Here is a 12,828-nt window from a genome sequence, read left to right on the forward strand (position 1 = left end):
TTCCCCTTGTGTCGTCGTCCTGCACGCCGGGGCGTGTACGGCTTGAGGCGGTCGTTCCCACGGCGTCAGTTGGATGCGCAGTCCAGACGCTACCTCCCGTGCCCGCCCCCGTCCCCTGGGGGCCGCTTCGTGTGCCGGTATCGTTGCTGACGGTCGGCGGCTTCGTAGAGTTCCCCGGAATTGATGAGTCCGCGACCTTGTACGACCACACAAACGGCAGCACCGCCCGCGAGAAAGAGCCCCGCCGTGGCCTCCCCGCCTTCCCCCGCCAGCCCTGCCCGCCCCGGGCGCCCGGTCCGCCTCGTCGTACTCGTCTCCGGCTCCGGTACGAATCTGCAGGCGCTGCTCGACGCCATCGCCGCCGAGGGCGTGGCCCGCTACGGCGCCGAGGTGGTGGCCGTGGGCGCCGACCGCGACGGCATCGAGGGCCTGACGCGCGCCGAGCGCGCCGGGATCCCCACGTTCGTGTGCCGGGTCAAGGACCACGCCGACCGCGCCGAGTGGGACGCGGCGCTTGCGGAGGCCACCGCCGCCCATGAGCCGGACGTGGTCGTCTCGGCCGGGTTCATGAAGATCCTGGGGCCGGAGTTCCTCGCCCGGTTCGGCGGCCGCTGCGTCAACACCCACCCCGCGCTGCTCCCGAGTTTTCCCGGCGCCCATGGCGTACGCGACGCACTCGCGCACGGTGTGAAGGTGACCGGATGCACCGTCCACTTCGTCGACGACGGGGTCGACACCGGACCGATCATCGCCCAGGGCGTGGTCGAGATCCGGGACGAGGACGACGAGTCCGCTCTTCATGAGCGGATCAAGGAAGTCGAGCGCTCGCTGCTCGTCGAGGTCGTGGGGCGTCTGGCGCGTCACGGCTACCGCATAGAGGGACGAAAGGTAAGGATCCCGTGACCGCCGAAGGTACCAAGCGGCCCATCCGCCGCGCGCTGGTCAGCGTCTACGACAAGACGGGCCTCGAGGAGCTGGCCCGAGGGCTGCACGCGGCGGGTGTCCAGCTCGTCTCGACCGGCTCGACGGCCGCGAAGATCGCCGCCGCCGGCGTCCCGGTCACCAAGGTCGAGGAGCTGACCGGCTTCCCCGAGTGTCTCGACGGCCGCGTCAAGACGCTGCACCCGCGCGTCCACGCGGGCATCCTGGCCGACCTGCGGCTCGACTCGCACCGTGCGCAGCTCCAGGAGCTGGGCGTGGAGCCCTTCGAGCTGGTCGTGGTCAACCTCTATCCGTTCCGCGAGACGGTCGCCTCGGGCGCCTCGCCGGACGAGTGCGTCGAGCAGATCGACATCGGCGGCCCCTCCATGGTCCGCGCCGCCGCCAAGAATCACCCGTCCGTGGCCGTGGTCGTCAACCCCGAGCGGTACGACGACGTCCTCAAGGCCGCCGCGGACGGCGGTTTCGACCTGGAGGGGCGCAAGCGGCTGGCGGCCGAGGCGTTCCAGCACACGGCGGCCTACGACGTGGCGGTGGCCAACTGGTTCGCGGCCGCCCGCGGCGGAGCCGCTGATGGACACAGCGTGGCGGCGGACGACTCCTCCTTCCCGGAGTTCCTGGGCGCGACCGTCACCCGTAAGAACGTGCTGCGCTACGGCGAGAACCCGCACCAGCCGGCCGCGCTCTACTCCGACGGCAGCGGTAAGGGGCTCGCGGAGGCCGAGCAGCTGCACGGCAAGGAGATGTCGTTCAACAACTACACCGACACCGAGGCCGCCCGCCGGGCCGCGTACGACCACACCGAGCCCTGTGTCGCGATCATCAAGCACGCCAACCCGTGCGGGATCGCGGTCGGGGCGGATGTCGCCGAGGCGCACCGTAAGGCGCACGCCTGCGACCCGCTGTCGGCCTTCGGCGGTGTGATCGCCGTCAACCGCCCGGTGTCGGTCGCCATGGCCGAGCAGGTCGCCGAGATCTTCACCGAGGTGATCGTCGCCCCGGCGTACGAGGACGGCGCGGTCGAGGTGCTGGCCCGTAAGAAGAACATCCGCGTGCTGCGCTGCGCGGACGCGCCGGCGGACGTCGCCGAGCAGCGCCCCATCGAAGGCGGTCTGCTGCTGCAGGCCAAGGACCGCCTCCAGGCCGAGGGCGACGACCCGGCCAACTGGACCCTCGCCACGGGCGCGGCGCTGGACGCCGACGGCCTCGCCGAGCTGGCCTTCGCCTGGCGCTCCTGCCGCGCGGTGAAGTCCAACGCGATCCTGCTCGCCAAGGACGGCGCCACGGTCGGCGTCGGCATGGGCCAGGTCAACCGCGTGGACTCGGCGAAGCTGGCCGTCGAGCGGGCCGGTGCCGAGCGGGCCGCCGGTGCGTACGCCGCCTCCGACGCCTTCTTCCCGTTCCCGGACGGCTTCGAGGTGCTGGCCGAGGCGGGCGTCACGGCCGTGGTGCAGCCGGGCGGCTCGGTCCGTGACGAGCAGGTGGTGGAGGCCGCCCAGAAGGCGGGCGTCACCATGTACTTCACGGGCACGCGCCACTTCTTCCACTGAGTGACCGCTGAGCGAGCACAGGAGGCCGCACCCCGACCGGATCACGGGGTGCGGCCTTCGCCGGTGCGGCACCGACCGGCCCCTGATTGGATCCGACGTCCCCGCATCCGGGAGGATGAAGTCATGACCGCCCAGATTCTCGATGGCAAGGCAACCGCAGCCGCGATCAAGTCCGATCTCGTCAGCCGCGTGGAGGCGCTCAAGGCCAAGGGCATCCATCCCGGCCTCGGGACGGTGCTGGTGGGCGAGGACCCCGGCAGCAAGTGGTACGTCGCGGGCAAGCACCGCGACTGTGCCGAGATCGGCATCGACTCCCTCCGGCGTGACCTGCCCGAGACCGCCACCCAGGAGGAGATCGAGGCGGCGGTGCGGGAGCTCAACGAGGACCCGGCCTGCACGGGCTACATCGTCCAGCTGCCGCTCCCCAAGGGCATCGACACCAACCGGGTGCTGGAGCTGATCGACCCGGCCAAGGACGCCGACGGGCTGCACCCGATGAACCTCGGCCGGCTGGTGCTCAACGAGAGCGGCCCGCTGCCGTGCACGCCGCAGGGCGTCATCCAGTTGCTGCGCCACCACGGTGTGGAGATCAACGGCGCGCATGTGGTGGTCGTCGGCCGGGGCATCACCGTCGGCCGGTCGATCGGGTTGCTGCTGACCCGCCGCTCCGAGAACGCCACGGTCACCCTCTGCCACACCGGCACTCGCGACCTGCCCGGGATCCTGCGCCAGGCCGACATCATCGTGGCGGCCGCCGGAGTGCGGCATCTGATCGGGCCGGATGACGTGAAGCCGGGCGCGGCGGTGCTCGACGTGGGCGTCAGCCGGGACGAGCACGGCAAGATCGCCGGCGATGTGCACCCCGGTGTGGCCGAGGTGGCGGGCTGGATCTCGCCGAACCCGGGCGGCGTCGGCCCGATGACCCGCGCCCAGCTGCTGGTCAACGTGGTGGAGGCCGCGGAGCGGAACGCGAAGGCGGACGCCGACGCCGGTGCCGGCCATGACGGCTGAGGCGAGCGAGCCGGCGGCCGGGGAGCAGCGGCAGCCGCCGCCCGCGCAGCCTTCGGGCCCCGCCCGGCTCATCCGTAAGTCGCGCCGCTTCCCGCTGATCACCCGGGACACCGCGCGTCCGGAGGGCGGCGGCCGGGCCGCGCCCGGTGCCGCTCCGGCGCCCGCCCGGCAGTGGCCGCTGCTCGCGGTGATGGGCGGTGTGGGCCTGGGGCTGCTGATCGTCGCCCTGGACGCGTTCCGGGCGGGCACGGTGGTGATCGGGCTGTCCCTGCTGGCGGGCGCCTTCATACGGTGGGCGCTGCCGGAGGTGGGGATGCTCGCGGTGCGGTCGCGCTTCACCGACATGCTGACCTACGGGCTGCTGGGCGCGGCGATCGTGCTGCTGTCCCTGATGGCCCAGCCGGATCCGTGGGTGTCGATCCCGTTCCTGGACGACGTGGTGCATTTCACGGTGCGCTAGCCGACGGCGTGAAACGGCGGCCCGTCCTCTCCCCCGTGGAAGGACGGGCCGCCGTCGTTGTGGCCGGATCCGAACGGTCCGGCGGCGGTCCGCCCTCTCCCCCGAAGAAGGACGGACCGCCTGGTAATCAGGGTTGTGTGTGGACTGTGCCGGATCAATGACCGGCAGAACCCTGTGGCGTGGAAGTGACCGTTCCAGCACGAGGTCTCGGCCGTGCAACGACGAGCCGGGCGCGGCGGAGTGCACACCGGTGCACGAAATGCTCCGATGCGCCCCCACCCGAGGAGCTGACATCCTGGGGCAAGGCGTCCCTTTGGGTAGTCAGTTCGGGGCCCGGAGGCGCCAACAGGGGCCGTAGCGCGGGGGATTGACAGGCACGTGCGGGGGGACAGGGGGAGGCAATGCCTCGTTGGAGGGACCTGCCGGAGGGACTCGATCCGCAGGTACAGGAGTTCACCGGCCAGTTGCGCACGATCGTCGAGCGCAGCGGGCTGAGCGTCGTCGCCGTCGCCGACCGCACCGGCTACAGCAAGAGTTCATGGGAGCGCTATCTGGGCGGACGGCTGCTGCCCCCGCAGGGCGCGGTGGAGGCCCTGGCCGAGGCCACGGGCGCCGATGTCCAGCACCTCAGCACGCTGTGGGAGCTGGCGGAGCGGGCCTGGAGCCGCTCCGAGATGCGCCACGACGTCACGATGGAGGCCATCAGCGTCGCGCAGGCACGGGCCGCCATCGAGCAGTTCGACCCGGCGGCGCAGGGGGTGGGCGCCCGGAAGAACGGCCGTCACCCGGGGAAGGAGCGGTCGAGTGTCGAACCGCCGGAGCCCGAGCAGCCGTTGGTCGCGACCGCTCCGGTGTTCTCGGCTCCCGCGGCGCCGCCGGCCGAGCGGGCAGCGGGTTCCTCCGGGCCGCCGTCGCCCGCCTCGTCCGCTCCGTCACCGTCAACCTTCCCGTCGGGGCCGCCCTCGCCTTCCGGGACGGGGCGGAAGCGTGTCGCGCTGTTCGCCGGGGGGCTCGTCGGCGCGCTCTTACTCGTCGCCGGCGCCGTCCTGCTGATCGATGCGGGTGGCGACGGCGAGAAGCGCGGGGAGAAGCCGACCACCGCACCGGCCACCAGCGCGCGTCAGCTGCCGGCGGGCGTGAAGTGCGCCGGGGAGGACTGCACCGGTCAGGATCCGCAGGCCATGGGGTGCGGCGCGGCCGCGACGACCACCGCGGATATCACCGTCGGCACCGCGTATGTCGAGGTCCGCTACAGCAAGACCTGCCGGGCGGCCTGGGCCCGTATCACCCGGGCGGCTCCGGGCGATGTGATCCAGATCAAGGCGCCGGGCGCGAGGGGCGGCGCGGCCCGTGCGCAGAACAGCAGGGTCGGCGCCGACGGCGACGCCTACACCGAGATGATCTCGGTGGACGCCACCGCGCGGACCACCGCGTGCGCCACTCTCACGGGCGGTACGCGCGCCTGCACGGCCCCCGGCGCCCAGGGGTGAGCGCGGGCGAGGGAAGCCCGTCCGGGGGAATTCGGAAACAGGGGGAATGAGCCGGGGGAATCGGGGCAGGCGCTGCCCGAGCCCCCCACGGGTGCGGCACTGGGCGGCCGCCTGCACTCCCCCTCCTGGCAGGCGGCCGCCAAAGTGCGCGGGGACGGAACGCGCGGTGAGCGGTTACACAGTGGCCCGAGAGAACCTGGGTCAGGTGCCGTCGGATAGCCTGACGCAGGTATCTCGACACCAAGAGATCTTGGACTGACAACACAGCGCAGGAGACCGCCATGACCCGCACTCCCGTCACCGTCACCGTCACCGGCGCGGCCGGCCAGATCGGCTACGCGCTGCTCTTCCGCATCGCCTCCGGTCAGCTCCTCGGCGCGGACGTGCCGGTCAAGCTGCGTCTCCTGGAGATCCCGCAGGGGCTGAAGGCCGCCGAGGGCACCGCGATGGAGCTCGACGACTGCGCCTTCCCGCTCCTCCAGGGCATCGACATCTCCGACGACCCGAACGTGGGCTTCGACGGTGCGAACGTCGCCCTGCTCGTCGGCGCCCGCCCGCGTACCAAGGGCATGGAGCGCGGCGATCTGCTGGAGGCCAACGGCGGCATCTTCAAGCCGCAGGGCAAGGCCATCAACGACCACGCCGCGGACGACATCAAGGTCCTGGTCGTGGGCAACCCGGCCAACACCAACGCGCTCATCGCGCAGGCCGCCGCGCCGGATGTACCGGCCGAGCGCTTCACCGCGATGACCCGGCTGGACCACAACCGCGCCCTGTCGCAGCTCTCGAAGAAGACCGGCGTCCCCGTCAGCGAGATCAAGAAGCTGACGATCTGGGGCAACCACTCCGCCACCCAGTACCCGGACGTCTTCCATGCCGAGGTCGCGGGCAAGAACGCCGCCGAGGTCGTCAACGACGAGCAGTGGCTGGCCGACACCTTCATCCCGACCGTCGCCAAGCGCGGTGCCGCGATCATCGAGGCGCGCGGCGCCTCCTCGGCCGCCTCCGCCGCCAACGCCGCCATCGACCACGTCCACACCTGGGTCAACGGCACCGACGCCGACAACTGGACCTCCGCCGGTGTGGTCTCCGACGGCTCGTACGGGGTGCCGGAGGGCCTGATTTCCTCGTTCCCGGTCACCGCCGCGAACGGGAAGTTCGAGATCGTCCAGGGCCTGGACGTCAACGAGTTCTCGCGGACCCGCATCGACGCGTCGGTGAAGGAGCTCGAGGAGGAGCGCGAGGCCGTGCGTGGTCTCGGCCTGATCTGACGGGCCCTATCGAGGCCGTTTCCGAAGGGTCACATTCCGGTATTCACTCCGGAGTGTGACCCTTCGGCCATTCACTGTAATCGCGCGCCATCTTCCCCTAGCGTGGAGGTAGTTGCTACGGCCTCGGGGGGAAACATGGCCAACACGCGCGATGATCATTCTTTGGGCGACCACTCGTCTCATCTGCCGCAGCCGCGGCCGGAGCCTTTACCGGGCGTCCCCTCTCCTCGCGCCGCCGACGATGCGTCCCCCTACGCCACCAGCGAGGCGACCCGGCTGCTGTGCGCGGGCGCCTATCTGGACGACGACTTCCGGGACACGGTCCTGGACGAGCTGTATGTCCACGAGGAGCGGGCCGTGGCGCCCTCGCTGGGCATCGACGCGGCCCGGGTGCTCGCGCACGCGCTGCGCGCGCGCCGTCTGGAGGCATGCTGGACCGCGCTGCTGGTGTCCTTATGGGTGCTGGACTTTCTGCTGGCGCAGGGCTTCTTCTATCTGTTCCTGCTGTCCTGTGCGCTGCTTCTGCTGGCGGCCTGGGCCAGGGGCGGCGCCATGGGCCCCTTCCGCGCCGACTATCCCGGGGCCGACGGGGTCACCGTCACCCGGCGGCGGGCGGCCGCGGTGCTGCGGGTGCTCGGCTGTCTGATCCTGCTGTCCTATGCGGTTTCCGCCCTGACGCAGGCGTTCACGGGCGAGCCCGCTACGAGCGGGCTGCAGGGTTTCGCACCGGCCCTGGCGGCCGGGTCGGACACCAGCGCCGCCTGGTTCGCGCTGGTGATCCCGGCCATGATGGCCACCGCGGTCGCCCTGCACCGTGAGCATGTGGCCCGGGTGCTGGCCACCGACCTGGAGCCGGAGACCTTCGCCGACCTCGCCGCGGACCCCGCGGAGCGGTTCGAGGGCGGGCGCTTCCAGCGAGTGCGGGCCCTGATCCGCCGCGAGCAGCACTCACCGGTGATCCTCTACCACGATCGGCACCCCTTCCTCGGCGCGGGCGCCGCCCATGACACCTGGACCCTCGCCGTCGAGCTGCGGCCGCGCGAGGGCGGCGATCCGGCGCCGCTGGACAATCGCGTGATCCTGGAGCGGATCCGGCCGCTGGTCGAGAAGTTGCGCACCTCCTCCACCCAGGGCGCCTCCTCCGTCCAGGGCACCGCCTCCGTCCAAGGCACCGCCCGGCCCGCCGCCGCCAGCCGCGACCGGCTGCGCGGCCTGGAGCTCGACGAATGCGTCTTCCTCAAGGTCACCGGATTGCGGAGCCGCTCCTTCGTGCCGTACGGCGAGGCGGACTTCGCGCGGGAGCGGGCGGAGGCCGTCGAGGAGGGCGGAGAGGTCCGCCGGCATTTTCTGCGCATCCGCGTCGGCGCATGGCGGGAAGAGGTGGTCACCACCGTCTTCGTGCGGGTGCATACGCAAGGCGGCATGCTGATGCTGGAGTTCGCCCCCCATGTGCTGCGCCCGATCCGCCCGGACTTCCGGGCGGTCGACCGGCTCTCCGACTCCCACCGTCGCGGTGGACTGCCGGGCAAGGCGGTCTGGGCGCTCGGGCGGACGCCGACGGCGGCGGGCCAGGCGGTCATCCACGCCTTCCGCTCGGCCGCCTTCGTCTGGCGGATGTACGCGGGGGGTTATGAGGCGGCCATCCCCGACGGGCCCTGGATCTCGGTGCGGGAGCTGGGCAGCGACGCAGGCGCATCGCTCTTCCAGGAGATGGATGTCAGCCGCTATCTGAAAAGCGTCGAGGACCGGGTGGCCAACGGCGTGCGAAGGGCGCTCGACGAAGCCGGCTGGGAGACCGGCGAGTTCGAGCAGAAGGTCATCAATGTGAGCGGCGGCGGGGTCTTCATCGAGTCCGCGGCGAACAGCGCCTTCGGCTTCGGTGACCACAACACCATCAGCAACACCACCGGAACCAATGGAGCGGGAGGCGGCCATGGCGATGGCTGACACGGAGGACGGCAGCGGCGTGGGCGGCGGCGGTGCGGACCACACGGCCGGCGCGAGCGGTGGCGGCGCGGGCCCGGCGGGCGGCGGCGGGCGCACATTCGGCGACATCAGGTTCGGCAAGGTGAGCGGCAGCGCCGTCGGTATCGGCGACCACAACCACATTGTGAACGGACGGCAGGAGGAGGCCCCCTGCGACCCCGCCTATCAGGAGCTGCTGGAGGCCGTTCGACAGCTCGCCGACGATCTGCGGCGGGTGGTCCCGAGCTCGGAGGTCGGCGCGCTCTCCGATGAACTGGACCAGACCCAGGACGAGATCCAGCGCACCGGCCGGGCCGGGGCCGGCCGACTTGCCAGGATCCGGGTGATGTTGCAGGACGCCAGCGCCAGCGTCGGCATGCTCGCCTCCGGCGTCGCCGTCGGACAGGCGGTCGGCGCGCTCCTGGGCGGCTGAGATGAGCACACCGGGCGGCGAGGGGGGCCGTCGATGGAACGAGGAGGCCCAGCGTTGGGTGGGCGAGGGCGCGGAGCCGCCGGCCCCGGGCCGAAGACCACCCAATCCGCATCTGGGCACGGTGCTTCTGGCGGTGCTCGCCGTGGTGCTGGTCGGCGGGATCGGCGTCGGCGCCTGGAAGTTGGTGTCGGGCGGCGGGGATGACAAGCCCGGGGCGGACGGCGGTTCGCCCTCGGCCTCGTCCTGGTCACCGTCGACCGAGCAGCCCTCGGCGGTGCCGTCGGGGCCGTTCTCGGAGACGGCCTCGGCGCCGCCGTCGGTGTCCACGGACAGCACGCAGGAGCCGCCGGCGGACTATGTGCGCACCACCGACGCGGAGGGGTTCCGGCTGGATGTGCCGAGGGGCTGGCAGCGGGTCAAGCGCGATACCGGGGTGTTCTACGAGTCGTCCGACGGGAGCAGCCTGATCCAGGTCTTCGCGCTGACCGAGCCCGACGTCACCCCGTACGAGGCGCTGCGCCAGGCGGAGACGGGGCTCAAGAAGAACCCCGACTACCAGCGGTACGAGCTGAAGCGGCTCGGCCCCGGCGATGACGCGGACGCGGAGCTGGAGTACGGCTACCGCAGCGCCAAGTACGGCCCGCGCCGAATACTCGACCGCGCCTTCACCGGCCCGGACCAGGTGCAGTACGCGGTGCTGGTCGCGGGCCCGGCCGACGACTGGCCGCAGCAGCGGGAGCGGCAGCGCATCGTGCTGGCGTCCTTCTGCCCCACCGCCTACTGCCCAGCCACCTGACCTGGGGGCAGGGGGCGGCGGGCACGACCTGTGGCAGCCAGCGCGGGCACGACCGGCGGCAGGCAGTGGCGGGCACAGGACGGCACAGTCAAGGCGACATATCCGTATCGGTGGGGTGACGGAGGGTGGGGCGGCCCTCGAACCGGGTACACCGATGTCGGTCGGCGCGGCTTGTCGGCTTATGGGAGCAGAGTTCCACTATCGGGGGGATAGATGAGCATGCATGACGGGGGAGCGCCGGGAGGGCCTGGGCAGGACGCCCGGCGAGCACTGCGGGCGTTGGCGGTGACGATCTTCCTGGTCGGGGGGATCGCGTTTTCCGGATGGGTGGCGTTCGGAGGCGACGGCACCTCCCGCCATCAGGCGGGGCCGCTGCCCTGGGACCAAGAGAGCCCCACGGCCACGCCGAGCGCGGAGGCCTCCCAGCCGAGCGATCTCTATCCCTCGCCCGGCCCCGAGACCGGTGGGCCCACCGGTCTCCCCACGGACCTGCCGACCGATCTCCCCACGGACCTGCCGACCGGGGCGTCCCCGTCCGCGACGCCCTTCGGCACCCCGTCCTCCCCCTCCCTGACCGGCGCCGCCCCGCCCGCGGGCTACAGCACCCAGGCCGACCCCGCCGGATACCACCTCGCGGTCCCGGACGGATGGCGGCGGACGACCGAGGGCCCCAGCGTCTACTACACCTCGCCCGACGACAGCACCGTGATCCAGGTCTTCGAGCTGCACGGCCCCGAGTCGACGCCGTACGAGTCCGCCCAGGAGGCCGAGCGGATCGCCTCCACCCACCGCGACTACGAGCAGATCGCCCTCACCCGGCTGGGCTCGGCCGCCACGGACCCGGCACAGCTCGAGTACACGTACCAGTCCAAGAGCGACGGCCACCGCCGGATACTCGACCGCCGCTTCGCCGCCCCCGACGGCACGATGTACGCGGTGCTGGTGATCGGCCCCTCCGGGGACCGGGCGGAGGAGCGGGAGGTCCACCAGGCGGCGGTGGACACCTTCTGCCCGACCGCCTACTGCACGGCTTCCTGACACCGGCCGCCTACCGCCCGGCCTCCCACACCCGGACCGCCTACCGCAGGCTCCTGGCAGCCTCCTGACACCGATCGACGTGCACCAACTCTTGACAGATCGGCCGATCGCGACCCGGGAGGCCGGTTCCGCCTTCGGATCACGTGAGCCGGCCCACTTTCTCTTGCGAATCGCGCATAGGTTCCCGCCTTCCGGTTAGGGGTCCATGTTGCTGGCTTGGGCCAGCGGCAAAGTTCGCGGAACCGGAAGGCAGAATTCACGTGGCGGCAGTCGACACCATTCATGTGGACGGGGTGTGGCAGGCAGCCGCGTCCGGGGCGCAGCGGGAGGTTCTCGACCCCGCGGACGCCAAGACCCTCGCCGTCGTCGCCGAGGGTGGCCTCGAGGACACCGACGCGGCGGTCGCGGCCGCGCGTCGCGCCTTCGACCAGGGCCCCTGGCCCGGGACGCCGGTGGCCGAGCGGGCGGCGCTGCTGCGCCGCGTCGCCGAGCTGCTGCAGCGCGACCGCGAGACGATCGCGCTCATCGAGAGCCGTGACACCGGCAAGACCCTGGAGGAGGGGCGGGTCGACGTCGACGACGTGACCAATGCCTTCCGCTACTTCGCCGACCTGGCCGCGGGCGAGTCCGCCGGGCGGGTCATCGACGCGGGCACCCCCGATGTGCACAGCGTCGTGGTCCATGAGCCGGTCGGCGTCTGCGCGATGATCACCCCCTGGAACTATCCGCTGCTCCAGGCAAGCTGGAAGATCGCCCCGGCGCTGGTCGCCGGGAACACCTTTGTGATCAAGCCCAGCGAGGTGACCCCGCTGTCCACCGTCCATCTGGTGCGGCTGCTGGCCGAGGCCGGGCTGCCGGCCGGGGTGGCCAACCTGGTCACCGGCACGGGCGACCCCGTGGGCGCCCGGCTGTCCGAGCACCCCGATGTGGACCTGGTCTCCTTCACCGGCGGGCTGATCAGCGGCACCAAGGTCGCGCAGGCCGCCGCCCCGACGGTCAAGAAGGTCGCGCTGGAGCTCGGCGGCAAGAACCCCAATGTGGTCTTCGCCGACGCCTGCGCCACCGCCGAGGGCTTTGACACCGCCGTCGACCAGGCCCTGAACGCCGCCTTCATCCACAGCGGCCAGGTCTGCTCCGCCGGTGCCCGGCTGATCATCGAGGAGTCGGTGCGCGAGCGGTTCGTGGCCGAGCTGGCCCGCCGCGCGGAGAAGATCAAGCTGGGCCGTGGCACCGAGGACGGTGTCGAATGCGGTCCGCTGGTCTCGGCCCAGCAGCTGGACAAGACCGAGGCGTATGTGGCGTCCGCCCTGGAGGAAGGCGCCCTGCTGCGGTGCGGCGGCAAGCAGCCGGAGCCCAACGAGGTCCGCCCGGCCACCGGTTACTTCTACCTCCCGACCGTGCTCGACCAGTGTCACCGCGAGATGCGGGTGGTGCGGGAGGAAACGTTTGGGCCGATTCTGACCGTCGAGTCCTTCCAAACCGAGGACGAGGCCGTCACACTCGCCAATGACACGGAGTACGGACTGGCCGGCGCAGTCTGGTCCGCCGACACCGCGCGGGCGCGCCGCGTCGCCGCCCGGCTGCGGCACGGCACCGTGTGGATCAACGACTACCACCCCTACCTTCCGCAGGCCGAATGGGGCGGTTTCGGCAAGTCCGGGGTCGGGCGCGAGCTCGGTCCCGCGGGCCTTGACGAATACCGCGAGACCAAGCACGTCTACGAGAACCTGCGACCGAGCCCGGTGCGCTGGTTCGCCGGCTGACGCCCCGCCGCCGGCCCCGCCCGGGGCTCGGCCGGGCCCGGACTCGTCCCCCGGGGCCCGGGCCCGGCCGCACCCCATCACGGCGACCGGCGGGGATCAGCCCGTGGACACC

The 12,828-nt window shown here is 71.9% G+C and carries 11 protein-coding genes; all 11 read left to right on the forward strand.

Annotated elements, in window-relative coordinates:
- The first annotated feature begins 246 nt into the window (after positions 1 to 246).
- The 11 genes from purN to J5X86_RS04910 all read left to right on the forward strand — a co-directional run bounded on the left by purN (position 247) and on the right by J5X86_RS04910 (position 12,716).
- A complete protein-coding gene (gene purN / locus J5X86_RS04860; RefSeq protein WP_208515508.1) occupies positions 247 to 903 on the forward strand; it encodes a phosphoribosylglycinamide formyltransferase in 657 nt (218 codons plus the stop codon).
- The gene (purH, locus tag J5X86_RS04865) at positions 900 to 2,489 is read left to right on the forward strand and encodes a bifunctional phosphoribosylaminoimidazolecarboxamide formyltransferase/IMP cyclohydrolase (RefSeq protein ID WP_208515509.1); all 1,590 of its coding nucleotides are present in this window, start codon (positions 900 to 902) and stop codon (positions 2,487 to 2,489) included. The genes purN and purH overlap by 4 nt, the downstream gene beginning before the upstream one ends.
- A gap of 123 nt (positions 2,490 to 2,612) precedes the next feature.
- Positions 2,613 to 3,500 carry a bifunctional methylenetetrahydrofolate dehydrogenase/methenyltetrahydrofolate cyclohydrolase gene (locus tag J5X86_RS04870; RefSeq protein WP_078642000.1) on the forward strand — a complete coding sequence of 296 codons (888 nt, stop codon included), beginning with the start codon at positions 2,613 to 2,615 and terminating at the stop codon, positions 3,498 to 3,500.
- On the forward strand, positions 3,490 to 3,960 hold the full coding sequence (locus tag J5X86_RS04875) for a DUF3017 domain-containing protein (protein WP_240450588.1): 471 nt from the start codon (positions 3,490 to 3,492) through the stop codon (positions 3,958 to 3,960). The genes J5X86_RS04870 and J5X86_RS04875 overlap by 11 nt, the downstream gene beginning before the upstream one ends.
- A gap of 401 nt (positions 3,961 to 4,361) precedes the next feature.
- Entirely contained in the window at positions 4,362 to 5,450 is a 1,089-nt protein-coding gene (locus tag J5X86_RS04880; RefSeq protein WP_208515510.1) for an XRE family transcriptional regulator, read from the forward strand.
- Positions 5,451 to 5,731: 281 nt separating this feature from the next.
- Positions 5,732 to 6,721 carry a malate dehydrogenase gene (locus tag J5X86_RS04885; RefSeq protein ID WP_078641998.1) on the forward strand — a complete coding sequence of 330 codons (990 nt, stop codon included), beginning with the start codon at positions 5,732 to 5,734 and terminating at the stop codon, positions 6,719 to 6,721.
- 135 nt (positions 6,722 to 6,856) lie between these two features.
- A complete protein-coding gene (locus tag J5X86_RS04890) occupies positions 6,857 to 8,668 on the forward strand; it encodes a hypothetical protein (RefSeq protein ID WP_208515511.1) in 1,812 nt (603 codons plus the stop codon).
- Positions 8,655 to 9,119: a hypothetical protein gene (locus J5X86_RS04895; protein ID WP_208515512.1), complete on the forward strand. Its 465-nt coding sequence runs from the start codon at positions 8,655 to 8,657 to the stop codon at positions 9,117 to 9,119. The genes J5X86_RS04890 and J5X86_RS04895 overlap by 14 nt, the downstream gene beginning before the upstream one ends.
- 1 nt (position 9,120) lies before the next feature.
- Positions 9,121 to 9,915 (forward strand): hypothetical protein, encoded by a 795-nt coding sequence (locus J5X86_RS04900; RefSeq protein ID WP_243979255.1) that lies wholly within the window; start codon positions 9,121 to 9,123, stop codon positions 9,913 to 9,915.
- A 213-nt stretch (positions 9,916 to 10,128) separates the two neighbouring features.
- Entirely contained in the window at positions 10,129 to 10,953 is an 825-nt protein-coding gene (locus J5X86_RS04905) for a serine/arginine repetitive matrix protein 2 (RefSeq protein ID WP_243979257.1), read from the forward strand.
- Positions 10,954 to 11,213: 260 nt separating this feature from the next.
- Positions 11,214 to 12,716, forward strand: a complete 1,503-nt coding sequence (locus J5X86_RS04910; RefSeq protein WP_208515513.1) for an aldehyde dehydrogenase family protein — start codon at positions 11,214 to 11,216, stop codon at positions 12,714 to 12,716.
- Positions 12,717 to 12,828 lie beyond the last annotated feature (112 nt).

The organism is Streptomyces sp. NEAU-YJ-81 (assembly GCF_017592595.1).
Taxonomy (GTDB): Bacteria; Actinomycetota; Actinomycetes; order Streptomycetales; family Streptomycetaceae; genus Streptomyces; species Streptomyces hygroscopicus_B.